This is a genomic window from Desulfomonilia bacterium, from assembly GCA_036567785.1.
In the GTDB taxonomy this organism is placed as follows: Bacteria; Desulfobacterota; Desulfomonilia; order UBA1062; family UBA1062; genus DATCTV01.
Genome location: DATCTV010000037.1, coordinates 251,883 through 275,366 on the forward strand (window position 1 = coordinate 251,883; position 23,484 = coordinate 275,366).

Below are 23,484 nucleotides of genomic sequence, written 5' to 3' on the forward strand. Positions count from 1 at the left end.
CGGTTTATTATGAAAGACTTCATAGAAATCAGGGGTGCGGCCGAGCATAACCTTAAAGGCTTTGACCTCAACATTCCCAGGAACAGGCTTGTTGTAATCACGGGCGTATCCGGCTCTGGTAAAAGCTCGCTCGCATTCGACACTCTTTATGCCGAGGGCCAGCGCCGCTATGTCGAATCATTGAGCGCCTATGCAAGGCAGTTCCTCGAGCAGATGCCAAAGCCTAACGTGGAATCCATCGACGGCCTTTCTCCTGCAATTGCAATCGAGCAGAAAAACACTTCCAACAACCCGCGCTCGACAGTCGGGACCGTAACCGAGATACACGATTACCTGAGGCTCCTCTTCGCCCGTATCGGCTCGCCCCATTGCTGGATATGCGGCCGGCCGATCGCGTCCATGACCGTGGGCCAGATGGCGGATGCCATCATGCAGAAGGACGGCGCCCGCATGATCCTTTACGCGCCTGTCGTCACCGGCCGCAAGGGTGAGTACGCAAAGCAGATCGATAACCTGGCAAAGGACGGCTTCACCCGCGTACGCATAGACGGTGTCACCTATGACATCGAAGAGACGCCCAAACTCGACAAGAACAAAAAGCATACAATCGATGTCGTCATTGACAGGCTTGTCATAAAAGAGGACGTCAGACAGCGTCTGACCGAGTCCATCGAGACCGCGCTCAAGCTCTCCGGCGGTATCCTCCTGGCCGAAGAAAAGGACAAAGGCGAGACGCTTTTATCAGGCAACTTCAGCTGTCCTGTGTGCAACGTAAGCTACCCGGAGATAAGCCCGCGCATGTTCAGCTTCAACAACCCGCACGGCGCATGTCCTGAGTGCATGGGCCTGGGCGCCATGCTCGAGGTCGACCCCGAACTCGTGGTGCCAAACCCCTCTCTCTCCATACTGGAAGGTGCAATAGAACCCTGGGGCGTGCCGCCCGGAAAATGGTACACGAGGGCGCTTAAAAGGCTCGCACGCGACGCCGGGATAGACCCGAGGACGCCTTTTAACATGCTCACAAAAACCGAGCAGGACATGATGCTTAACGGCAACCACCGCCATGAAGGCGTCATCCCGAATATCCTGAGGCGCATGAAAGACACCGAGACCGGCGAGATTCAGGAGCATATCCACCGCTACCTCTCATACAGGACTTGCCCGGCATGCGGCGGCTCGCGCCTGAGGAAGGAATCCATGAGCGTGCTTGTGAGCGGCAGGAACATCCACGAGATCTCGCTCATGAGCGTGGATGAGCTGATAGTCTTCTTCGACAACCTCATGCTTTCCGATAAGGACGCGCACATTGCGGCCCGGCTGATTAAGGAAATACGCGCAAGGCTGGGCTTCCTTACCTCGGTGGGAATCGGCTACCTGAGCCTCGAGCGCCAGGCAGGCACGCTCTCGTCAGGCGAGGCCCAGCGCATAAGGCTCGCCACGCAGATAGGCTCGGCTCTCACCGGCGTCATGTACATACTCGACGAACCGTCAATCGGCCTTCACCAGCGGGACAACGAAAGGCTCATCAACACGCTCAAACACCTGCGCGATCTCGGCAACACGGTAATCGTTGTCGAGCACGACGAGGAAACCATACTTGAAGCCGATCACGTTATCGACCTCGGGCCCGGCGCAGGTGAACTCGGCGGGTATATAGTCTGCGAAGGCGCGCCCTCTGACCTGAAGGAATGCCCCGATTCCCTTACCGGCAAATATATCACCGGCAAGCTCACCATCCATGTCCCGGACGAGCGCAGAAAGCCCTCCAAGGGTTTCCTCAAGATAAACGGGGCTTCCACTAACAACCTCAATAACGTAAACGTCGATATCCCGCTTGGCGTCTTCACCTGCATCACAGGCGTCTCGGGCTCGGGCAAATCAAGCCTTATAATAGACACGCTATGCCCGTACCTTGAGGCCTCGCTCTCCCGCTCGAAACTGAGCCGGTTCAAGGTCAAAAACATAACGGGTGCTGAGCTGATAGATAAGGTCATAAACATCGACCAGGCACCTATCGGCAGGACACCGCGTTCCAACCCGGCAACATATACCGGTCTCTTCACCTTCATACGTGAACTCTTTACGCTCCTGCCGGAAGCGCGTATGCGTGGCTACCAGGCCGGCCGATTCAGCTTCAACGTCAAGGGCGGCAGGTGCGAGGCCTGCCACGGGGAAGGTCTAATCAAGATAGAAATGCACTTCCTTCCCGATGTCTATGTCGTATGCGACCAGTGCGGCGGCAAACGCTTCAACGACGAGACACTTTCGATAAAATACAAAGGCAAAAACATCAGCGATGTACTCAATATGACCGTGCACGAGGCATACCTGTTTTTCGACGCCATCCCCAAAGTCAAACGCAAGCTCCAGACACTTATGGACGTCGGTATGGACTACATAAGGCTCGGCCAGAGCGCGACAACGCTCTCAGGCGGCGAGGCCCAACGCACCAAACTCTCACGCGAACTCTCCAAACGCTCTACCGGAAGCACGGTCTATATACTGGACGAACCCACCACAGGTCTGCACTTCGACGACATCAACAAACTCCTCAAGGTGCTCCACCGACTGACCGGCGAAGGCAATACCGTGATCGTGATCGAGCACAACATGGATGTAATCAAGTCGGCCGACTATATCATCGATCTGGGCCCCGAAGGCGGCCAGAACGGGGGCAGAATAATCGGCGCAGGCACGCCGGAAGAGATAGTAAAGATAAAGAACTCGCATACCGGGCGGTTTCTAAAGCATTATCTCGAACGCGGTTACTAAGTAATAAATATACAGGCCGCCATAACTTTGCATACCGTTGTCGCTCCTCGCGAAAACGCTGCGACATACGTCAAGTATGCCTCGCATTTCTGCTTCGTCGCTCCTAGGTCTGCTGTGTTCTGACGTCCTGTAAACAATTAACCAATCGTTTACTCCCAAGCCGTAGCATGTGAAAATGATGTATGGAAACCATGCTTGAGGCTTGCTGATGATCATAAATGTATGTATATTATAGCTTAATTGATGATTTAGCATAATGTGCTATAGCGCATAAACAACAAGGGATAACAATAAATTGGAGGAGGTAATTAAATGAAAGTCAGTATTAAGGATCTCCAAGTTAATATGGATCTTGGCAATAATGGAATCGAACTAGATGTATATGACAACAATGACAAACATCTGGGGGACTTACGCATAGGAAAAGCTACGATTGAATGGTGCCCTGGGCGCACACACAAAGGAAACGGTAAGCAGAAGAATTGGGATGAACTTATAAGGTTCTTTAATTCCTGATTTTCAAGGAGTTGACAGTAGGGACAGTAGGGGGGACGCTGATGAAATTATGAGTAAAATGTTTTTTAAAATCATATTGTCATCAACGTCCCCGAAGTGGTTTACAAGTATGATAACTGACTGCTGTTGTATCTGGATTGACGTCGTTCCCAGTCTCCCTGGCAAAGACGTCCTGGCCAAAGCAGAATCTGCTCTCGTTGTCGAATTCTCAAGGAACCTGCCTGTTTCCGGAAGAGTCGAGCCTGACGAGGTAGATGTCATCCTTGTAGATTCCGTTCACCGTAACTCCTGTGAATACGAAGCCGCCGTCATTTTTTCCGGCTATCGTATATGCGGTATCATAGGATGAGCCGCCGTATGTCCTGTTCCAGAGCATATTCCCATCCGGGTCCAGTTTCACGACCCATGCGTCGGATGAATTCAGCCTGCCTTTTCCAAAGGATTGCGTCTCGCCTGCAAAGACATAGCCGCCGGATGTTTCAACAATCGAATATGCTGTATCGAAACCTGTCGCCGCACCAATGATTTTTGACCATTCGATTTCTCCGAGTGAGTTTAGCTTCATTATCCAGGCGTCGGTATTGCCATCCTGAAAAAAGCTCTCCTGTTTGTGTCCCGCGACTACATAGCCGCCGTCGGAAGCCTGGATGACGGACCTGGCGAACTCATGTCTGGCGTCTCCATACCTTTTCGACCACTCCACATTGCCCGAGGGGTCCGTTTTTATGATGACATAATCCGGGTCGCCATCCGTGCCTGTTGAAGGGTTCGATGTTCCGGCCATGATGAAACCGCCATCGGTTGTCTGCTTAATCGAATATCCGACGAGTGCATCCTGATCGCTGAAAGTCTTTTCCCAGATTATACCGCCAGCAGAATCAAGCAGGTAAACCTTAATGCCCATGCCGCTGAAATCATGCGTGTAGCCGCATACCGCATACCCGCCGTCTGCGGTTTCGACCGCCTGCATGGCGCCGCTGCGCTGTGGGTCGCCGTATGCCTTGTTCCAGACGATGTTGCCGGATGCGTCAAGCTTGACTATCCAGAAATTGCAGATGCTGCCATCTGCACCGACAGGGCCGTAGCTTTCGGTCTCGCCTGCGATGATGTAACCGCCGTCAGAAGTCAAGGCGATCGAGCGTGGATAGTCGTAGCAGCCTGCCTCGCCGTACATCTTTGTCCAGACGATTTTTCCTGCGGTATCGACTTTTAGAATATACAGATCGGTTGAAAGGTCGGACTGCTCATATGAGCCCGCTACAACAAATCCGCCGTCCGCCGCCTGGACTACCGCCTGACCGTCCTGGTTGCCCTTTCCTCCTAATTTCTCCGGGCTGTTTTCACCGCATCCGATGGTCCAGGCCGTGCACAGACCGCATATCAGAATCACAAAATTTCTTAAGATGACTTTCACGAAACCCTCCCCAAAGATTTTATTGAACTATCTTCGATGTTTGATTTTGATGGATGTCTTTAATTGCCTGGAAATACATTCTGCTAATCGAAATGTCCACATGATTCTATTTATGCATGCGATGTCAGGGTTGAGATTTTATGAATTAGTATGCTATGTATTTCCCGACAGTTCGCACGAAAACAGCCGTGAGAATTTTAAATGTATTTGTGAGGGGGAACATAGAAATGAAAAGAATCATCAACAGGGTAATTGCATCGGCCATCATGGTGCTGATCCTTGCTTTTCTTGCCGCATGCAGCAGCCAATCATCCGATGATGCCGGAAGCCAGAATAATTCGAATAACAGCTCAGCCGAAGAAAGCTATACGGCTGCTTCGCTCTCAGGCGCCTGGGTCCTTGATTCTGATTCATCAGCAATAAGGAATTACCTGATTACAGACGGCAGCGGGAAACTAACCGACTGGAGTATGAACGGAGGCGGCTCGGGGACATATTATATCGATTCAGACGGGTCTTTAATCTTCCGCGCGGGCGGCTCCGACATTAAAGGGAAACTTCTTTTAACGTCTCCTGTAAAGGGGACAATCAGTTTCGATTGCTGCGGCGACTGGCGGATAAATAAAGTAAACGACCTTTCCTCCTGCACTGGAGACTGGCAGGGGATTTTCACCGATAGAGAAGCGTCCCGGACTTTCCGGGTCATAGTTTCGGTGGATAATCAGGGCGTGATCACGTCCGTCGATGGGCTTGGTGATGAAGTTAAAGGAAGAATGCTCAGCATCAGGGGCGAGGTCGCAGCGTTTATTGAATACGGTGATGAAAGACGGACTATAGCCTTTTCAGCCACCCGAAAAAAAGACACTGTGAGCGGGGAGGCATTCTTTGATTCAGACGAGACTCAGGCCGGTTCCGTGTCGCTTGAAAAGGTTGAGTACACCGTGGAAAATGCAGCAACTCTGCTGCTCGATCACAAGGGCGCGCGAAAAGGTCTTATCATAAACGGCGACGATCTTGCCATGGGAGAATTCGCCAACAGCGGAATTTTCTCCGCATGGGACGCAGGGGCCATTACTAGCATCTCGCTTTTTACCGTGACCATGGCCGAGGGTATTGACGGACAGCCCGTTCAGGGTGATCCGTACGCGGAAGCAATCGAGGGGATAAGAATGCGTCCCGGCATCGATGTCGGCTGCCATCTCACACTCAGTTCGACCGATGGTTTTATGATCAGACCTGTGCTTCCGCCTGAGCAGATTCCCACTCTGGTTGATAAGAACGGCTACCTGAAACAGAGCTATATCAACTTTCTCTTTGCCTCCCGCGACGAGATCAAGGCTGAGAGCAGAGCTCAGATAAATAAGGCGCTGGCGAGCGGAGTTAAACTGTCGCACCTTGACTGCCATGTAGGCTGGGGGCACATCACCGGCCCCATGAAGGACCTTTATACCGAACTCGGTGATGAATACCGACTGCCACTGCGCTGGGTTCTTGGTACGGATGACGAGCAAAGGCTCATCAACCACAGGGTGCTTGTGCCGAAGAAATTTGTCGGCCTGTCCGACACAAGCATAAAGTCGGTTACAGCGGAAGCCTTTGCAAAACGCAAACAGTTCATGCTGAGGACTCTTATGAATCTGCCGGACGGGATTACGGAAGTTCTCTGCCATCCGGGAACAGATGCACCAGTTGGTCAGGTCTGGCGCATGGTCGATTATATGGTTCTGACCGATCCTGAAGTGAAAGCAAAGATACAATCCATGTGCGCCTCAGGAAAACTTGTGATGCTTGGATTCAATGACCTCGGGCGGACAATGAAGAGACTGAAATAGGATGCCGGATTAAATATCCGTGACAACAGGCATCAAACGGAATGACAGGTCGGGGAAATGCCCAGACAGCCTTTCCCTGATGCGCTGCTCGACCACGGCTATTTCGGACAGGGTCATGCCGGGATTGAAAAACAGCTCCATCTCGATAAAGCGGGTATTACCGCTAAGGCGTGTGTAAACACATCCGATATTCTCAAAGGCGTCAAACTCGCGTGCCAGAACCCCCATGATTTTTATCTGGTCATCCTCCGGCAGTGGAAGGTCAATGAGCGACTTGAAATTTTTAACGATGAGCCGGCCGCCGTTTGCGAGCATGTATACAGCCAGCAGTATTGTCACGGCTGGGTCGATCATAAGGGCAAGCGGGCGTATGTCCATCCATATGAGGAAAAGCGCCAGCCCGAGCACCGCCATCACGCTCACATCCATAACTGCGGATATCTCGTAATTGATCCTGAATGAGGCCATGAGCGATGTCTGCTGAGGGTTTCTGCGAATTATCCATGAAGTTAACAACAATAATAACAGTGAGCGTACAAGAGAAATTACCATGGGAACCTGGCTCAAACCGAAAAGGATGTTCTCCGGGGGATTGATAAAGCGGTTTATAGCCGAGTATATAAGAAAGCATCCTGACGGCATCAGGAGGGTGCCGTATAGAAGGCTGGTAAAGTTCTCAAGTTTTCCTACACCGTAAGGGAAAGTGAAGATGTTCTTTTTTAGCATGATGCGGACAGCGACAAAGGCGAAAGTGTTTACAATGAGCGACAGGCCGTAGTCCAGTGCAACCGTGAAGATTGTAAGCGAATCCGAAATGAAACCTACCACCATGAACAGAATCGTAAGCGGGATAAGAGTCCCGAAGCCCCAGTATACGACAAGACGGAGGTCATTCAACTGCCGGGAAGTGTTATCCTCAAGGCTCATTTTGTTATTATTTTCAGACATGGCATCCGCTTTGAAATATATGGCTGGCCGGCCACCTTTTGTCAATTGAATGTTGGGGAGGATATATTCTCCACAGGTAGGAAATCCGCTGGTTCAATCTTCAGGGTATCCAATGAGGTATGTTATATAAAACGGCAACGAAGATTCCATGCGGCCGGTTTTCCATGAATAGCCACAGTCACTGAAAGGCATGATCAGCTCTTCAAGCTCCTTTACCGAATACGTCCTCATGCAGCTTACAAAACCATCCCAGAAAACCATTGCAGGAAGTACAGGTATCAGGAATGTCCACAGTAAACGCCGCCAGTCGAACGGTTTGAGGAACGAGAATTTAAAGAGCAGCCAGAGCTGCACGGCTATGCCGAATGGAATCAGGAATTTAACCATGGACCTGTCCGTGTATTCGAATATGCCGATGCCCTGTCTTTTCTCGACGGTATCCGCCAGGATCGCTGCTGCTGAGGCCTTGTCGAAATGATGGAACGCACTGAAAATTGTCCTGAACCCCTTGAGATATTCAGGCGGAGTCAAAGCATCCACAGGTTCGGCGATATATTTGATTTTACCGTCCGATTTATCCGATATGCTCTTGAATGCAGCCAAGTTTGGATATTTATCAGTAAGCGTTATTTCCATCCTGCTTGCGATTTCAGGTTTCGAGGCGTTCATTACAGTAACAGCCGGAGAACCGCCACCGGAGCAGAGGTCGATTATTTTAAAGCTTTCGCTCATGGCTGCAACCGGTTCTATGAGGCCGGCCACCGGCGCGTATATCTGTTTCAGAGATTCGAAATAGGATATGAAATCGGTAAACATATCCCGCAATGATGCTGGAAGGCAGTCAATATCATGCAGTTCTAAAAGGCGAATGCACTTTTTCATCATACCTGTGCTATTAAACCCGATCCCCTGTATCTGCAAGGATCTTGCGTCAGTCTGAAATAATCTCAGGACTGCATCCTGATTCCAGTGGCGTCCCTAATTGTCTGTGCTATGAATTCCGCCTGATCGGATTCGGGAATTGACGCGAGAAGTTTTTTCTCTTTTCTTGTATAGTCCACATACATGATAGCATATGACCTGCGGTTACGGTTGCCGTAACGCTCCCTGACGATAATATCCGTGATTTCCTCCCTTTTAACCTCTTTGCTGCCGAACCAGGGAACAGGATATATGCTGACCTTGATGCCTGAAATGGAAATAACCACATCGGTTTTGTTGAAAAGGGAAGCCACAACATAATACGTTATGCAGACACCCATTGCGACATGGATCAGCGGGAAAAAGAGGATCATGGGTTCCGCCGGACTGGGCTGAGAGATCGCCTGCGAGTACCAGAATAAAAGGAAACCGTCCCAGAAGATGGCGAATATCGCCAGCGGAGCAACCTGCCATGTCCGCCATACCTTGCGGATCGTTATTCCGTCCGCATCGTTTATCAATTCAAGACCTTCCGGTATTGTCGAAGAAGGAGTTCTCATATCCGGCCTCTATTTCGATTATGTGACAATATTAACAGTGCGGTCAAATAACGCAAGACGCTATCTTCATTGATTTACTTCATCAATTGGCTTAAAATTTTCAATATGGACAAAAGGCCAATAATCGGCATTGCCCTTGACAGCGGGGGTGCAAAAGGCGGCGCCCATATAGGTGTGCTCGATGTCCTTCATGAAAACGGCATCGAGGTTGACATAATTGCGGGTTCAAGTGCCGGCGCCTTTGCTGGCGCCATCTATGCTACAAAGACCAGAGGCGTTTTCATGGATATCCTTAAGGATATGAAATGGCAGGATGCCCTGAGCTATTATGTCGACCCGGTTTTTCCCGTATCAAGTCTGCTTGGCGGAAAACGGGCGCGGGCATTCCTTGACCGTGTACTAGGAGACGCTTTGATCGAGAACCTGCCGGTCACTTATGCGGCAGTGACCACGGACCTCCTATCAGGTGATACTGTTGTTTTAAACAAGGGACTGCTTGTTGAAGCTGTCATGGCGAGCGCCTCGATGCCGGGGATATTCAGACCTGTTGCCTACGGGGACAGGCTCCTTACCGACGGCGGCGTTTCCGATCCGCTGCCGCTTGATGTGCTGAAGTCATATAATCCTGATATCACCATAGCGGTAAACCTTCATGCAAGCCTTACCGGCAGATACGGTTCAACCCAGCGGAATGCCGCCCTGGTCAAGGCGGAGGAAGAGCAGACGGACACCAGCTATGAAGATGTGCTTTATGAATGGCTTTTAAAGATGCCGACGGGGCAGTGGCTTGTTAATAACGTAAGGCCTATAACCAGGAGTCTTCGTAAAAGGATTGATCCTGATGCAGACGGGAAGATTGACCTGATTGAAAAGTTAAGGGATCAGTTCAGTTTCAATATCACATCGATGGTCGAAAACAGCTTTTCATCGGGCGGAAAATTCATGAACATCTTCGACGTGCTCAATGCATCCACCAACATACAGCAGTACCAGAAAAACAGGCTAATGCTTAAATATGAAAAGCCGGATATTCTTATAAATCCCGATGTTGCCGCAATCGGCTCGCTGGAGTTCACCAGAACAAAAGAGGCGATTGAAGAAGGCCGCCGTTGCGCCCTTGAAGCGCTCCCGGAATTGAAGGCTTTGATTAACAGAATGGCGCAGATATGAATCATGGATATCTGCAGGACTGAGGGTCTGTTTGTGTCCGGTTTTTTGGGATTCGAGGGGAAATCCTCAGGTGGACTTCCCCTTTGTCTGCGCTTTTTCTATTGAGCTTTTTTCCAGGTGCTGTCCGGATTGAAGGTCTTCATTTTCCCGGCAATCCCGGCTGTGCCGGGGCCAAGGTCTTTTTGATAAACAATGCCTTCAAAGTTTACAATAAACGTCATCACGCCGGAATTCCCGTATGAAGCAGGGTATGCAACGAGTGCGAACCCGCCTATCATATGGCCGTTTACGATATAGCTGTATGCCCCGCCACTGGCGCTTGCTCCCTGGGAAGTCAGGATCCGGTAATAGTAGCCGTTGTAAGGTGATGCCTCGTCTGTCTTCTTATAGCCCTCTCCCTGTGCTTTTGCCGCCAGAGGCCCGAGAGGACTCGGATTCTCGCCGGGATTTGCCTTCCAGTACAGGCCGTCCTTTTTCCCCTGTGAGCTCACAAGCTTCTGTGCATATTCAAGCCGTCCGTTGCCGTCACGGTCAACAGATGCATATTCCCGTTCGGCATCAGCTATCGCAAGGCAGGTCTGTATGGCGCCAAGCTCATTCTTTCCGATCCGGCGGCTGAGGATTTCTCCCCGGCCCTGTTTTGCATCGAAATGCCAGGACTCGCCGGTTTTTACTATGGGGATCGGGAAAGGCCAGTCATTCTTGCCGATATAAAGAATGAACTTTGATTTGGACGGCATTCTCAGAAGGTTCTTCTCTCCAAAGAGAAGTATGAATTTATCCCTGTCCTTTCTGTCCTCTACTGCATCTCCCGATGAGATAAGCCCTTTACTGCCGGGTCCCAGGACATCGGAGATCTCTTTTTCGCTGCCATTGCCGATGGCCTTCACCAGAGCATCCACTGCGGCGGCAGGTGTTGGAAAAGTCATCTGTTTTGTCTGTGCAGCCAGGCCTGTTCCGCTGAAAACCGCTGCGGTAAACAGAATAATCGCACAGCCTGCGAGAAAACGTGCCGGCTGAAATCTAATTTTCAATAAGCGCATGGTTGTGTCCTCCCATGGTATTTCCCTGATCTCAATGTGTAGCGTCATGCTTTTCTCCAATTCTACAAACGGTTTCTTCCACCTCCGCCGCCCAAATGCTCGCCGGAAGACCGGGAGAAATCTCCGCCGCCAAACCTTGAAGAATTGAGGCTCTGATTGCCCCTGTCGCTGTCCCTCTGCGCCTCATTTCCTCTGTCCATGCCTGAAAATACGCTGTTGCCCGCACCGCTTCCTGAATTGCCGTAACCCCGGTAGTCCATCCGGCTGTTTACGCCTGCGGGATCTGAAGGGGAATATTTTTTACGGGTTGCAGTATCGCCGTAGGCAACCCCCTGACGGTGATCGGGATTATGCTGCCACTGGCTTGGAGCTTTGCCGCCGCCATTGATGTTTTTTGCGGCATCTGGGGGATGGTTGCCGTCGGGATGATTGTTTCCGTTTCCATGCGGTGGAGGCGGAGGTGTCGGCCCGGGTCCATGATGCGGAGGGGGTGGCGGCGGCGGTGGAGGAGTTACGATAATCGTTCCTCCATGCCAGTTGCAGCCGTGGCTCCACCCGTACCAGGCCGCACCGACCGCTACTCCCACGGTGAATGTTACCAGGGCAGCGCCCGGAGGATATGTATATACCGGGTACGGCGGGTATGCCGGATACCACCATGTCCCGTAGATTACGGTCGGGTCGTATACGGGGACATATATGACCTGGGGATTGGCTGATTGAATGATGACGGTGCTTCCGTCGTTCGTAACCTGCTGCTGCTGGTTGCTTTTGAGGTTACCTGCCTGGTAGGCCTTCTTGCGCAGTTTCTGGACCGTGTCCATTACATCTTTCTGTTGTGCGAGGAATGCATCTCCCAGATTCTGGGTCCAGTCGAGCTTGTCGTTCATCATATCGAGCACATCAGGGAACGAGACCAGCGATTTAACGCTTTCGTCCCAGGTCTGCTTATCAAGTGCTGCCTTAAGTTTATCCCCTTTAAGGCTTTTGTTGTTTTGCAGCCAGCGGTCCGCCTGCACCACCTCGATGGGATAGGTTGAGGCCATGAATATCTGAGCCAGAAGGCTGTCGGGATAGAGTGCAATCGGGGCGAGCATCTGGTCGAGCTCTTCCTGCTTGAATTTTTTTGTTGGGGTGTCTTGTGCCGATACAGGTGAGGCAAAGGCCAGACAAATGATAATAAAACCTGTCAGCCTCAATTTCCATGACCCTTTTGTTTTCATATTAATACCTCGCTTTTATTGTATGCTGTTGCAGGTGCACGTTTCTGTTTCATCTGCTTTGGCGTCATGTTTCTTAAGGGTGTTTGAATAAGTTAATTATCAATTCTGACAGTAATATAAACTCATTTGTGATGAAAAGACAGAGGTTCGATAGGGTAAGTTATCAGACTGCTGAATAAGAAGAGTGCAGGGTGTTTCCCTGCACTCTTCTTCGATTATGAATACAAGGCGTTAGAACAAAGCAGTTCTATAGGTACGCCTTGTCTATTATTCCGTTCTGCATTCAGGATTATACCGAGGCGGCAAGGTGGATGCGGCACTGGCGTACTTTCAGCGTACGTCGAGGAGCATTCCGACGCAGCCAACAAAGGTAGGGCCTGAATGCGAAATGGAATTTTTACCATTTGCCTGTTTTCCTCTCGGGCGCGGGAGGCAGTCCCTCAAGCGACTTGAGTGATTTCGCCATGTCCTCTTCGGGCAGCGGATAATCCATCAATCTTCCGCTCATGTAGTTGTCGTATCCTACGAGGTCCATTAGCCCGTGGCCGCTCCAGTTGAAGAGGATGACCTTTTCCTTGCCCTCTTCACGAGCCTTCACTGCTTCCTGGATGACTGCAGCAATCGCATGGCTTGTTTCCGGCGCCGGAATAAAGCCTTCGGTGCGCGCCCACATGACCGCTGATTCGTAGCAATGGAGCTGGTCGATTGCGATAGGCCTTATGAGCCCTTCGACAGCGGCCTGGCTTACCAGAGGGGACATGCCGTGATATCTCAACCCTCCTGCGTGAATCGGCGGTGAAACGAACTCATGGCCAAGGGAATGCATGGGGAGCAGCGGCGTCATCTTTGCCACATCGCCGTGGTCGTAGGCGAATGGAGCCCTTGTCATTGTGGGGCATGAACTGGGTTCAACCGGTATGATGTCGATGTCCGCACCGTTTATCTTGTCAAGCACGAACGGGAAGGAAATGCCTGCGAAATTGCTGCCGCCGCCGACACATCCGATGACGACGTCAACCTTGTTCTCGTTTATCTTGGCGAGCTGCTTCTTGGCCTCGAGCCCGATTATGGTCTGGTGGAGCATTACGTGATTCAGCACGCTGCCCAGCGTATAGCGGGTCTTTCCGGTAGGATCCGAAACCGCCTCTTCAATCGCCTCGCTTATGGCTATGCCCAGAGAGCCGGGAGTGTTCGGGTCTTTCGCAAGTATATCACGGCCCGCCTTGGTCTGAGTGCTCGGGCTCGCTATGCAATCGCCGCCCCAGACCTGCATCATGAGCTTTCTGAAGGGTTTCTGGTCAAAGCTTATGCGCACCATGTAGACCTTGCATTTAAGACCTATGAGCGAACATGCAAAAGAAAGGGCGCTTCCCCACTGGCCTGCTCCGGTTTCTGTCGTAAGCTTTTCGATCCCGGACTGCTTGTTGTACCACGCCTGGGGAACAGCGGTGTTCGGCTTGTGGCTGCCTGCAGGTGAAACACCTTCATTTTTAAAATAAATCCTTGCAGGTGTTTTAAGGGCCTTTTCAAGAAACGTCGCACGATAAAGCGGCGAAGGACGCCAGCGATAGAGTATTTCGAGGACTTCTTCGGGTATGTCTATCCAGCGCTGCTGGCTGACTTCCTGTTCGATAAGCGGCATGGCAAATACCGGGGCCAGCGCATCAGGGGAAACGGGGTTTCCGTCAGGGCCAAGCGGTGGAAGCATGGGTGTGGGCAGGTCTGCTGCCAGGTTGTACCATTGTCTTGGGATTTCATCTTCGTTTAACTGAACCTTAATCATTGTATCCTCCTAGATATTTTTACTCTGATTAAATTTTGCCAGAGCGTTCAAGCACCTCTTTTATTGCGGATGACTCCTTCTTGAGTTCCCGGGAGCCTCTCGTAATCTTGCAGAGACTTATTCCGAGCCTCTTTGAAATCTCCCTCTGGGAGACTCCAGAGTAAAGCATTTTCAGAAGCTCCCACCTTGAAGAAATTGTCTCGACTTCCGCCGGCGTCATCAGTTCCGAAAGGAATCTTTCTGCAAGGTCCCTGTCGCCGATACTGAACAGGGTTTCCATCATCTCGTTAATATTCTTATTATCCATGGCAACTGTTTCTGTATATAGAAACACATAATTCATTGAAATGTCAATTAGTAATTGATAAGACATTAAAGTGCATAAATTTCGGAGCCATATTAACATATGAAAGAATTCGACAGGCTTATGGCAATAATGGAAAGGCTCAGGGCGCCGGGCGGCTGTCCCTGGGATGCCGAGCAGACACATGAAAGCATTGCAAGGTGCGCGGTCGAAGAGGCTTATGAACTTGTTGATGCAATCTCGGAAAGAAACCCCGGACATATAAAGGAAGAACTGGGAGACATGCTGCTTCAGGTGGTGTTTCACTCGGTGATGGCTGCTCAGGCTGGCGATTTCACGATTGAAGACGTTATCAAAGGCATCTCGGATAAGCTTGTTCACCGCCACCCCCATGTTTTTGGAGATGCTGTCGCGGATACCGCCCAAGACGTCAAACTTTCGTGGGAAAAATTGAAGAAAGAGGAGGAAGGCAAGAAAAAGCGCAGCCATGCGCTTGACGGGGTCCCCTCTGATCTGCCGTCTCTTCTTCTTGCAGGGAAGGCCGTGTCGCACCTCAGAAAAAGGGGGATGATTTCAGAGAACATCTCGGATCATGTAAAGGATATTAAAAAACAGCTCGATATTCTTGAAAACTGTGAATCGCCGGGTGAAATAATAGCCGGGATTTTATTTTCTGTTTCCGCGATTGCCCGTGAAATGGATATCGATACCGAAACGGAACTCAGAAAAAACATTCTGTCGAAATTTCAGCAGAAATAATTTCCGGTGTCCCGGAGAAACCTTAACACAAATAAACCTGCATTAACGAACGAAGGTGACTCTGCCGATAAAGATGAAAAGTCAGTACCGGGACAGAGGGGTCATGAAATGATAAAAAATACGGTCAAGGGTGTCATATGAAAAAAATTTACAGGTCAGTTCTATTTACCGTTATTTTATCTGTTGCACTGCTGACGGCATGCAGCAGTGTCAGCAGCAATACTGTCGGGACTTCGAAGGTCGTCGTTTTTTCCGATGTCCACTTCAATCCGTTCTATGACCAGACGCTCTTTGATACGCTTGTTGCTGCCGATGCAGCCCAGTGGAAAGGCATATTCGAGTCGTCAAGCATTTCAGAGCCATCCGCCTGGGGTGAAGACTCAAACTATCCGCTATTTGCGCAGGCCCTTTCGAGCATAAAGGAAAACTCATCATCGAGTTCGATCGCCATTTTCCCTGGAGACATTCTCGTTCATGATTTCGAAACGCAGTTCTACAAACTCTACGGCAGCGAGGATGAAGCGGCTATGAGGTTGTTTCTTTTAAAGACGGCGACGTTCTTTGCAATTGAGGTACGCGCTCACCTGGGAAGCATCCCTGTCATGTTCGCACTGGGAAATAACGACTCCTATGAAGGAGATTATAAAATTGAACCGGACAGCCGGTTTCTGAACGATACTGCCGAGCCGTTCTACAATTACTTTTTAAACGGTGTCATGGATCATGATTTCTTCAACAGCACATACAGAACAGGGGGATATTATTCGGCAGCGCCTCTGGGGCCGGACCTGCTTGTGATCACGCTCAACTCTATCTTCTTTTCACCGAAGGCCGCAGGAGGTACGGGAGAGGCAGCAACTGCGGAACTCGACTGGTTTGAAAAAACGCTTGCATCGGCCGCTTCATCGGGGAAAAAGGTCTGGATTGTCACACATATACCTGTCGGTGCGAATATATCTTCCAACAGAAAGCTGATCGACGGAGGCGGACAAATTGACGATGCCAAGATGATGTGGGTAGATGAGTATCAAACGCGTTTCCTGAACATCCTTTCAGCCTACCCGGATACGGTTGCCATGATGTTCACCGGGCATACACACATGGACGAATACCGTCTTCCTTTAGGCGCCCTTCAAATAACGCAGGGAATAAGCCCGGTCGACGGCAACAATCCGGCGTACAAGATATTTTCATTTGATGAGCATTCATTTTCAATCAAGGATTATGTTTCCTTTAACCGTGACCTTTCCGAACCGTCAGGACGATTCAACAGCTATTACAATTTTTCCTCATCATATCTCCTGAATGATCTTTTACTTGATGGATATCTTGATGAACTGCTTCCATTGCTCAAGACCGACCTTTCCCGGCAGGAACTTTACAGGCGTTATTATTATTCCGGGCATGACGGGGGCAATCCGATAACGGATGCGAACTGGCCTGCTTACTGGTGCGGCATCGGTGAAATGTCAAAAGAGGGTTATATGGATTGCGTCAACAGCTACGGGCAATAGAAAATTGCCAACGGAAAGAAAGCGGTCATGACTCATAAAATCGGAGGATCAGTATGAAACCGGCAAAAAAAGTCCTGTGTTTTACAGTCCTGGTGCTCGTGTCTTTCGTTATATCCTGCTCATCGGGTGGCAGCGACTGCAACTGCTCCTGTACCAGGGAATACTGGGTCTCTCCGGGCGGGAGCGATACGGGAACAGGCGATTCGAACGATCCCTTCCTGACAATTGCACACGCGCGCGACGTTATCCGTGCCGGAACCGATAAAGGAGTCTGCAACATAAATGTGAACATCAAGGGAGGCTTATACCGTCTTACCGAACCTCTTGTCTTTACTTATGAGGATTCAGGCGCAAGCGGAGCAGAGATAACCTATAAGGCAGCCGCCGGAGAGGCTCCTGTGATCTCGGGAGCTGTTCAAGTAAGTGGATGGACATTGCACGATGCTGTCCTTAACATCTGGCAGGCCCAGACGAATGTGAATACGAGCACTTTGCCCAGACAGCTTTATGTAAACGGCGTCCGCGCCACCCGTGCACGCACAGTGGATTATCCGAACTACTATACGCCTGCCTCAACCGGTTACACATACTCCTATACAACCGGGACCGATCCGCAGATACCGCCTGTATGGGAAAACCCTACTTCTGTCGAAGCGGTAACCGCCACTCAGTGGAAGATGATGCGCTGCCCGGTTGCACAGATAAACGGCGGTAGCGAGGTCGTAATGCAGAACCCGTGCTGGGCGAACGCCAATGTATTTCCCGAACCGTGGAATTTTCATCTGCTTTCCTGGTGGGAGAACGCCTATGAATTTCTGGATCAGCCGGGCGAATGGTACCTGAACCCGGTCACGAAAATACTTTACTATATTCCGCTTAACGGCCAGGACATGAGCACCGCCGATGTGGAACTGCCTGTACTTGAGACACTGCTTTCCGTCACAGGAGATGCATTAGCCCCGGTGCACCACATCAATTTTAAAGGGATTACCTTCGAATATGCGACATGGCTCGGCCCCAACACCTCGGACGGTTATGTCGCGGACCAGAGCGGTTTTGTCCTGAAAGGGGCCGGACATCCGAGCAACTTAATCGGCCATGATCCAAACACAGTGCGCACACCAGGCAATTTGAGCTTTATCTATGCGCAGAACATCACTTTCGAAAATAACACCGTCCAACATATGGGCGCGGCCGGTGTCGATTTTGCTTCGGGAAGCCAGAACAACCAGATCATAAACAATACCATCAGTGATATTTCCTCCACTGGAATACAGCTCGGCGGCAATACATACGAGGATGCGCGTCCGACGACAGATTCAGGACTTACGAAGGATAATTTTATATCGAACAATCTGATTGAATACACAGGCCGGGAATTCTGGGACGCGGCCGGCATTTATATCGGCTTTACCACGCGAAGCACCGTTGAACACAACGACATCAATCATACCTCATGGTCAGGCATAGCCATCGGTTGGGGCTGGGCCCTGCTTGATCCGGGCGGGTTCGTCGGCGTACCCGGCGGCACGCCGAATATGTGGGGGACCTTTACCACGCCTACTGCTGCAACAGGTAACCTGATTTTGCACAACCATATTCAATATTTCCTTGAAAGGTTGTGGGACGGAGGCGCCATTTACAGCACCGGCTTTCAGGGAACCTGCATGGAAGACGGCCAGTTGATCGCATACAACGTCGCTGAAAACAAACGCACCCTTGCAGGCGGAAACACCTTTTATACCGACGGCGGCAGCCGTTATGTGACGCTGCTTGAAAACGTGTCTCTGAACAATCCCCAGGGATTTGTCAATCTGGGCCCATGCGGGAAATCCTCGTCTTTTACGGGAATCTGTTGGGCTACTGACATCGTGCCTTACGGGGAAGACATGGGCGGATGCTGCCCTTACGGTGACCTTGACTTTTTGCAGAACTACCTCAGAGACTCGCTTGATTTTTATGACATCTGCGAGAATACTTGTTATCCGAACTTTCCCGTGGGCATGTCATTCATCGATAATGTAAAGGTCTCGAACAGCAGCGATGTTCCGTCGGCGATACTCAGCCAGGCAGGACGGCAGCAGGTATCAAACTCCGGTTCGGAAGACTGGCTTGTTTTACTGTTCAAGCCTCAGATAAGCGGCTTGTGAATTAAAAAAGAGGTATAATGATGAACAGCGAACACATACACCTCTGGCAGCACGACCATGATTTCAATTCAGGAAAAAAATCATCAGAAACGAAAACCCTCGTTGTTGTCATAATAACGCTTCTGACGATGTTCGCCGAGATATTCATCGGCTGGCTCAGCAATTCGATGGCCCTTCTTGCCGACGGTTTTCATATGGGAACGCATGCCATAGCCCTCGGTATATCCCTTGGCGCATACATGCTTGCGCGCAGACATGCAAAGAGTTCCGGATTCGCTTTCGGGACATGGAAGATCGAGATACTGGGCGCCTACACGAGCGCCATTGTCCTTGGCATTGCTGGCCTTGCCATGATTGTCATGTCCGTCGAAAGGTTCCTCAATCCGCTTGTTATTAGATATAACGAGGCGCTTATCGTCGCCATGCTAGGACTTTCGGTCAATATCATATGTGCCTTAATCCTTGGCTCGGGACACAATCACGGGCATGAGCATGATCATGATGAAGTCGTCCATAATCACGTTCATGAACATGGACGCGACATGGACCTCAACCTGAAAAGCGCTTATCTGCATGTTGTCGCCGATGCACTGACATCAATCCTTGCGATAGCAGCACTTCTGGGCGCCAAATATCTGAAGCTTACATGGCTGGACCCGGCCATGGGAATTCTGGGCGCTTTTCTCATACTCAGGTGGGCCTTTCTGCTGCTCAGGGACACTTCCAGGATACTGCTGGACTGGCATGGCGATTTGTCCGTGACAAAAAGCATCAGGGAGATAATTGAACAGGACAGTGATTCAAAAGTAAGCGACCTTCATATCTGGCAGGTCTCGGAAGGGCGCTATGCATGCATCGTTTCCGTGATTACAGGCTCGGGCCGCACTTACAGCTATTATAAGAGGCTCCTCGATTCCGTACCCGGGCTTGTGCATGTAACAGTTGAGGTTCTTGCGTGCAGCCCGGATAAGCTTTGCACGTCCGAGATCAGGTAGAGCGGTACTGTCTGTAAACAAGGAAGCCGCCCCAGGCTGTTGCTGCAAGCATAATGAGGCAGCCTGTCCCCCATGCCATCCATCCTATGGCGTGGCTTGAATCAAGCAGGCCAAGTGTACCCAGTATGTATTCCCAGTCGTGCGGGCCTTCCTTTCCCGTATGTCCGCCAAGAAGCATCAGATTAAGGTCAAGCGCGTCATAGATATAAGGGGCAATGTCGATAAAATTTTCTCCGAACCACCAGAAGGTTGCTGCTGCGGCGAATGAATCCTGTCTCCATGATATAAAATAAACGGTGAATACCATCGGGACAGTGAGCTGCATCAGTGTGCCTCCCAGTACCGTTATGAATTCTCCCATGAAAGACAACAGCAGATGACCCGCCTCGTGAAAAACGAGATTTATGGCATGCATGGTATTCAGGAGAAAGGATGTCTCACTCTGGGGGTCTGATAAAGGGATGAACGCGAGCCTGAATCCTAAGAGAAACAGGCCTGCTAACAGGATAATTCTAAGCGTCATGAAATTTGAGGGTATCGTAAACATGCCCTGTAAAACGGATTGAGCAAGCCTTGAGCGAACCGGAGATTCTTCCGGCCGTTCTTTATCCGCAGGTGATTTCACCCTTTTTTTATATTTGGCAAAAATTATCCCGCAGCCTGTGCATTCGCTCAGGCCGTCCGCCTGTTCAGCTCCGCAATTAGGACAAATCATTATTCTGTTATCCCGTTCTTCGGTTTCTATTCTTACCATATATACATCCATTCCTGAAACACCGGCTATTGTATGTTGATAAAAATAAGTTATAATATAATTTATAAAAATCATATAAATTGGCGGACGGATGGAGAAGGTAAAGCCGGTTTCCTTGAATGCTGATTTTTACAGAAAGCTTATCGAGGACGCCAATATAATAATCTTTAGAATGGCCCTGCCTGAAGGAAAATTCGAGTATGTAAGCCCTGGGTGTATCGAGATAACAGGCTATGAACCGCAGGAATTCTATGACGATCCCATGCTCATCAGAAAGTTTATCCACCCTGATTGGCAGCCTGTTCTGCAAGAGCGGTTCAATGAAATCTTAATGGGTGAGATAAAGCCCTTTTATGAATATAAGATAATCCATAAGTCGGGAGTGGAAAAATGGATTCACCATAAAAATGTTGTTGAATATGGAAGCGACGGCAGACCTGTAGCAATTGAAAGCGTTATAACCGATGTATCCGGGCTGAAAAAAATTGAGGTTGAACTTGCTGCATCCGAAAACAAGTTTCGCCTGGCATTCAATAACTCTCCCAATATCCTTGCTATAAGCAGTATTGATGATGGCGTTTTTATCGAAGTCAATGACAACTTTGAAAAGATACTGGGCTGGAGGCGTGAAGATATTACAGGCAAATCGGCTTTTGAGCTTGGACTTGTAAGGGATAAAGCCAGAAGGGACGAACTGATTGAGATAATCAAAAGGGATGGCCATATAAGCAGTTATGAAATCGAGATGATTACAAAATCCGGCGAGATAAGGACGGGCGAATTTTCCGCAGAGATAATTGATGTAAACAATAAGAAGTGCCTCATTATGCAGGTCAATGACATAACAGAACGTAAGAAGGTGGAGAAGGCTCTCAAAGAAAGCAGGGAACAGTACAGGCATCTGATATACAATTTTCCAGACGGCATAATCATTCACAAAGAAGGTAAAATCCTGTACGGCAATCCTGCTGCAATGAAGCTCTTCGGATCAATGAATCCTGAAGACTATGCCGGTAAAACCATGTTTGATTTTGTCCCGGAAAATTCTCATGGCCTCCTGATGGAGCGCAGAAGACAGTTCAAGGAAGGAAAAACACCGCCGCAGATTGAAATTAAGTGTTTAGACATCAAAGGAAATTTGATTGATGTCGCGATAACCGTAAGTCATGTCTATTTCAAGGGTGAAAAGGCTGTCATGACCATCTTTCATGATATCACCGACCGAAAAAAAATCGAAGAGGCCCTCTTCAGAAGTGAACAGCAGTATCGTTTGATATCTGAAAATATGCAGGATACGTTGTGGTTGATGGATATGGATTTTAAAACAGTCTGGATCAGCCCTTCGGTGGTAAAAACCAGGGGTTTCACCCTGGAGGAATTGCAGTCCATGCCTATTGACCGGCATTTGACACCAGAGTCTTATGATATCGCCATGAAAATTCTGGCTGAAGAACTGACCCCTGAACGTCTCGCTGACAGGGATTGTGAGATATCCAGAATGGTTGAGCTCGAATTTATCTGCAAGGACGGCACGATATTTACAGGCGAGATCAGAATGACTCTTCTGAGGGATTCGGGAGGCAAACCCATCGGCTTTCTGGGAGTCGGACGCGACATTTCGGAAAGAAAGAAGGCAGAGAACGAGAAGCAGCTGATGGAAAAGCAGATCCAGCAGGCCCAGAAACTCGAGAGCATAGGCGTGCTGGCAGGAGGTATTGCCCATGACTTCAACAACATGCTTACGGCAATAATAGGTAATTCGGAACTCGCTCTTTTGGACATCTCTGAGACGTCCCCGGCCGTACAGCGGTTGCAGAATGTTATTAAGGTGGCAATGAGCGCTGCGGGCCTGTGCAAACAGATGCTCGCATATTCGGGGAAGGGTGCTTTCCAGATGGTACCGATCAATCTGACCGGACTCATTCGCGAGATGGAGCAGATGCTTATAGCCTCGATATCCAAGAAGGCGAAACTTGATCTGATTCTCGATGAAAAGATTCCATTCATAAAAGCCGATCTGCCGCAGATCCAGCAGATAATAATGAATCTTGTAATAAACTCAAGCGAGGCTATAGGAGAAGATACGGGCACTATTACCATTATGACCCGACAGATTGAATGCAGCGGTGAATATCTGAAGACATTGGATCTGGGTGATGAGATGGTTGAGGGTGTTTATGTCTGTATGGAGATATCGGACACAGGCTGCGGCATGGACAGGGAAACCATGGGCAAAATCTTTGACCCTTTCTTCACGACGAAATTCACGGGCAGAGGGCTGGGCCTCGCTGCAGTACTCGGTATAGTGAGGAGCCATAAGGGTGCCCTGAAAATATACAGCGAACCGGGCAGGGGCACGACATTCAAAATCTTCTTCCCGGCAACAGAACCTTTCACGGGCACAAACAAGGTAAAGGCTGAACAGGAGCAGACCTGGCAGGGAAGCGGCACAATAATGCTGGTTGATGATGATGATCAGATCAGAAACGTTTGTAAAAAGATGCTGGAGCGAATCGGTTTTGATGTGATAACTGCCGTTGACGGCAAGGACGCGCTCGACGTTTTCAGGAGGAACAGGGATAAGATAAGATGCGTCATACTGGATATGACCATGCCGATAATGGACGGAAAAGAGGCCTATGGCGAACTTATGCTTATTGATCCTGATGTCAGGGTGATAATAAGCAGCGGCTATAACGGGATCGAAGTGATGAACAGCTTCAAGGAGAAGGGTCCGGACGGCTTCATCCAGAAGCCTTACCAGTTTGAAAATATGAAAGAGGAACTCAAAAAAGTTCTGGGCAGATGACTTGAATCAACTGCAAC

General features: G+C 49.8%; 18 protein-coding genes. 9 read left to right on the top strand and 9 right to left on the bottom strand.

Translation table 11 applies throughout. The features are described from left to right. The first annotated feature begins 9 nt into the window (after nucleotides 1–9). Nucleotides 10–2,772: an excinuclease ABC subunit UvrA gene (gene uvrA, locus VIS94_11815; protein HEY9161760.1), complete on the top strand. Its 2,763-nt coding sequence runs from the start codon at nucleotides 10–12 to the stop codon at nucleotides 2,770–2,772. 312 nt (nucleotides 2,773–3,084) lie between these two features. Continuing rightward, on the top strand, nucleotides 3,085–3,288 hold the full coding sequence (locus VIS94_11820; protein ID HEY9161761.1) for a hypothetical protein: 204 nt from the start codon (nucleotides 3,085–3,087) through the stop codon (nucleotides 3,286–3,288). Nucleotides 3,289–3,496: 208 nt separating this feature from the next. Here VIS94_11820 and VIS94_11825 read toward each other — a convergent pair whose 3' ends face one another. Next, a complete protein-coding gene (locus tag VIS94_11825) occupies nucleotides 3,497–4,702 on the bottom strand; it encodes a hypothetical protein (protein ID HEY9161762.1) in 1,206 nt (401 codons plus the stop codon). 227 nt (nucleotides 4,703–4,929) lie between these two features. Here VIS94_11825 and VIS94_11830 point away from each other — a divergent pair, with 227 nt between their 5' ends. Then, on the top strand, nucleotides 4,930–6,534 hold the full coding sequence (locus VIS94_11830) for a ChbG/HpnK family deacetylase (GenBank protein ID HEY9161763.1): 1,605 nt from the start codon (nucleotides 4,930–4,932) through the stop codon (nucleotides 6,532–6,534). A gap of 9 nt (nucleotides 6,535–6,543) precedes the next feature. Here VIS94_11830 and VIS94_11835 read toward each other — a convergent pair whose 3' ends face one another. From VIS94_11835 to VIS94_11845, 3 genes are all read right to left on the bottom strand, one after another. Continuing rightward, a complete protein-coding gene (locus VIS94_11835; GenBank protein ID HEY9161764.1) occupies nucleotides 6,544–7,482 on the bottom strand; it encodes a cation diffusion facilitator family transporter in 939 nt (312 codons plus the stop codon). A gap of 93 nt (nucleotides 7,483–7,575) precedes the next feature. Continuing rightward, on the bottom strand, nucleotides 7,576–8,298 hold the full coding sequence (locus tag VIS94_11840; protein HEY9161765.1) for a hypothetical protein: 723 nt from the start codon (nucleotides 8,296–8,298) through the stop codon (nucleotides 7,576–7,578). Nucleotides 8,299–8,429: 131 nt separating this feature from the next. Continuing rightward, nucleotides 8,430–8,963, bottom strand: coding sequence for a hypothetical protein (locus VIS94_11845; protein HEY9161766.1), 534 nt, complete (start codon nucleotides 8,961–8,963; stop codon nucleotides 8,430–8,432). Nucleotides 8,964–9,068: 105 nt separating this feature from the next. Between VIS94_11845 and VIS94_11850 the strand changes: the two genes are divergently transcribed. Next, a complete protein-coding gene (locus VIS94_11850) occupies nucleotides 9,069–10,133 on the top strand; it encodes a patatin-like phospholipase family protein (GenBank protein HEY9161767.1) in 1,065 nt (354 codons plus the stop codon). 98 nt (nucleotides 10,134–10,231) lie between these two features. Here VIS94_11850 and VIS94_11855 read toward each other — a convergent pair whose 3' ends face one another. From VIS94_11855 to VIS94_11870, 4 genes are all read right to left on the bottom strand, one after another. Further along, the gene (locus VIS94_11855) at nucleotides 10,232–11,224 is read right to left on the bottom strand and encodes a DUF2950 domain-containing protein (GenBank protein HEY9161768.1); all 993 of its coding nucleotides are present in this window, start codon (nucleotides 11,222–11,224) and stop codon (nucleotides 10,232–10,234) included. A gap of 14 nt (nucleotides 11,225–11,238) precedes the next feature. Further along, complete coding sequence (locus VIS94_11860; GenBank protein HEY9161769.1) at nucleotides 11,239–12,399, bottom strand: DUF3300 domain-containing protein; 1,161 nt, start codon at nucleotides 12,397–12,399, stop codon at nucleotides 11,239–11,241. 397 nt (nucleotides 12,400–12,796) lie between these two features. Beyond that, on the bottom strand, nucleotides 12,797–14,182 hold the full coding sequence (locus VIS94_11865; GenBank protein HEY9161770.1) for a TrpB-like pyridoxal phosphate-dependent enzyme: 1,386 nt from the start codon (nucleotides 14,180–14,182) through the stop codon (nucleotides 12,797–12,799). A 28-nt stretch (nucleotides 14,183–14,210) separates the two neighbouring features. After that, nucleotides 14,211–14,489, bottom strand: a complete 279-nt coding sequence (locus VIS94_11870) for a Trp family transcriptional regulator (GenBank protein HEY9161771.1) — start codon at nucleotides 14,487–14,489, stop codon at nucleotides 14,211–14,213. A 99-nt stretch (nucleotides 14,490–14,588) separates the two neighbouring features. Here VIS94_11870 and VIS94_11875 point away from each other — a divergent pair, with 99 nt between their 5' ends. The 4 genes from VIS94_11875 (at nucleotide 14,589) to dmeF (ending at nucleotide 19,904) form a co-directional block, all read left to right on the top strand. After that, nucleotides 14,589–15,245, top strand: coding sequence for a MazG family protein (locus VIS94_11875; GenBank protein ID HEY9161772.1), 657 nt, complete (start codon nucleotides 14,589–14,591; stop codon nucleotides 15,243–15,245). Between the two features lie 137 nt (nucleotides 15,246–15,382). Then, a complete protein-coding gene (locus tag VIS94_11880; protein HEY9161773.1) occupies nucleotides 15,383–16,759 on the top strand; it encodes a metallophosphoesterase in 1,377 nt (458 codons plus the stop codon). A 53-nt stretch (nucleotides 16,760–16,812) separates the two neighbouring features. Then, entirely contained in the window at nucleotides 16,813–18,909 is a 2,097-nt protein-coding gene (locus VIS94_11885) for a right-handed parallel beta-helix repeat-containing protein (protein ID HEY9161774.1), read from the top strand. 17 nt (nucleotides 18,910–18,926) lie between these two features. Then, nucleotides 18,927–19,904: a CDF family Co(II)/Ni(II) efflux transporter DmeF gene (gene dmeF, locus VIS94_11890; GenBank protein HEY9161775.1), complete on the top strand. Its 978-nt coding sequence runs from the start codon at nucleotides 18,927–18,929 to the stop codon at nucleotides 19,902–19,904. On the opposite strand, the gene VIS94_11895 is transcribed toward dmeF, so the two are convergent. Then, nucleotides 19,897–20,658 (bottom strand): zinc ribbon domain-containing protein, encoded by a 762-nt coding sequence (locus tag VIS94_11895; GenBank protein HEY9161776.1) that lies wholly within the window; start codon nucleotides 20,656–20,658, stop codon nucleotides 19,897–19,899. The genes dmeF and VIS94_11895 overlap by 8 nt on opposite strands. Nucleotides 20,659–20,749: 91 nt before the next feature. On the opposite strand from VIS94_11895, the gene VIS94_11900 reads away from it, so the two are divergent. Continuing rightward, complete coding sequence (locus VIS94_11900; GenBank protein ID HEY9161777.1) at nucleotides 20,750–23,467, top strand: PAS domain S-box protein; 2,718 nt, start codon at nucleotides 20,750–20,752, stop codon at nucleotides 23,465–23,467. The last annotated feature ends 17 nt before the right edge of the window (nucleotides 23,468–23,484 follow it).

Bases quoted from the DNA above. Each gene is read 5' to 3' on its own strand.
- uvrA (HEY9161760.1), top strand. From the start codon at position 10: ATGAAAGACTTCATAGAAATCAGGGGTGCGGCCGAGCATAACCTTAAA.
- VIS94_11820 (HEY9161761.1), top strand. From the start codon at position 3,085: ATGAAAGTCAGTATTAAGGATCTCCAAGTTAATATGGATCTTGGCAAT.
- VIS94_11830 (HEY9161763.1), top strand. From the start codon at position 4,930: ATGAAAAGAATCATCAACAGGGTAATTGCATCGGCCATCATGGTGCTG.
- VIS94_11835 (HEY9161764.1), bottom strand. From the start codon at position 7,482: ATGTCTGAAAATAATAACAAAATGAGCCTTGAGGATAACACTTCCCGG.
- VIS94_11840 (HEY9161765.1), bottom strand. From the start codon at position 8,298: ATGTTTACCGATTTCATATCCTATTTCGAATCTCTGAAACAGATATAC.
- VIS94_11845 (HEY9161766.1), bottom strand. From the start codon at position 8,963: ATGAGAACTCCTTCTTCGACAATACCGGAAGGTCTTGAATTGATAAAC.
- VIS94_11850 (HEY9161767.1), top strand. From the start codon at position 9,069: ATGGACAAAAGGCCAATAATCGGCATTGCCCTTGACAGCGGGGGTGCA.
- VIS94_11855 (HEY9161768.1), bottom strand. From the start codon at position 11,224: ATGACGCTACACATTGAGATCAGGGAAATACCATGGGAGGACACAACC.
- VIS94_11860 (HEY9161769.1), bottom strand. From the start codon at position 12,399: ATGAAAACAAAAGGGTCATGGAAATTGAGGCTGACAGGTTTTATTATC.
- VIS94_11865 (HEY9161770.1), bottom strand. From the start codon at position 14,182: ATGATTAAGGTTCAGTTAAACGAAGATGAAATCCCAAGACAATGGTAC.
- VIS94_11870 (HEY9161771.1), bottom strand. From the start codon at position 14,489: ATGGATAATAAGAATATTAACGAGATGATGGAAACCCTGTTCAGTATC.
- VIS94_11875 (HEY9161772.1), top strand. From the start codon at position 14,589: ATGAAAGAATTCGACAGGCTTATGGCAATAATGGAAAGGCTCAGGGCG.
- VIS94_11880 (HEY9161773.1), top strand. From the start codon at position 15,383: ATGAAAAAAATTTACAGGTCAGTTCTATTTACCGTTATTTTATCTGTT.
- VIS94_11885 (HEY9161774.1), top strand. From the start codon at position 16,813: ATGAAACCGGCAAAAAAAGTCCTGTGTTTTACAGTCCTGGTGCTCGTG.
- dmeF (HEY9161775.1), top strand. From the start codon at position 18,927: ATGATGAACAGCGAACACATACACCTCTGGCAGCACGACCATGATTTC.
- VIS94_11895 (HEY9161776.1), bottom strand. From the start codon at position 20,658: ATGGTAAGAATAGAAACCGAAGAACGGGATAACAGAATAATGATTTGT.
- VIS94_11900 (HEY9161777.1), top strand. From the start codon at position 20,750: ATGGAGAAGGTAAAGCCGGTTTCCTTGAATGCTGATTTTTACAGAAAG.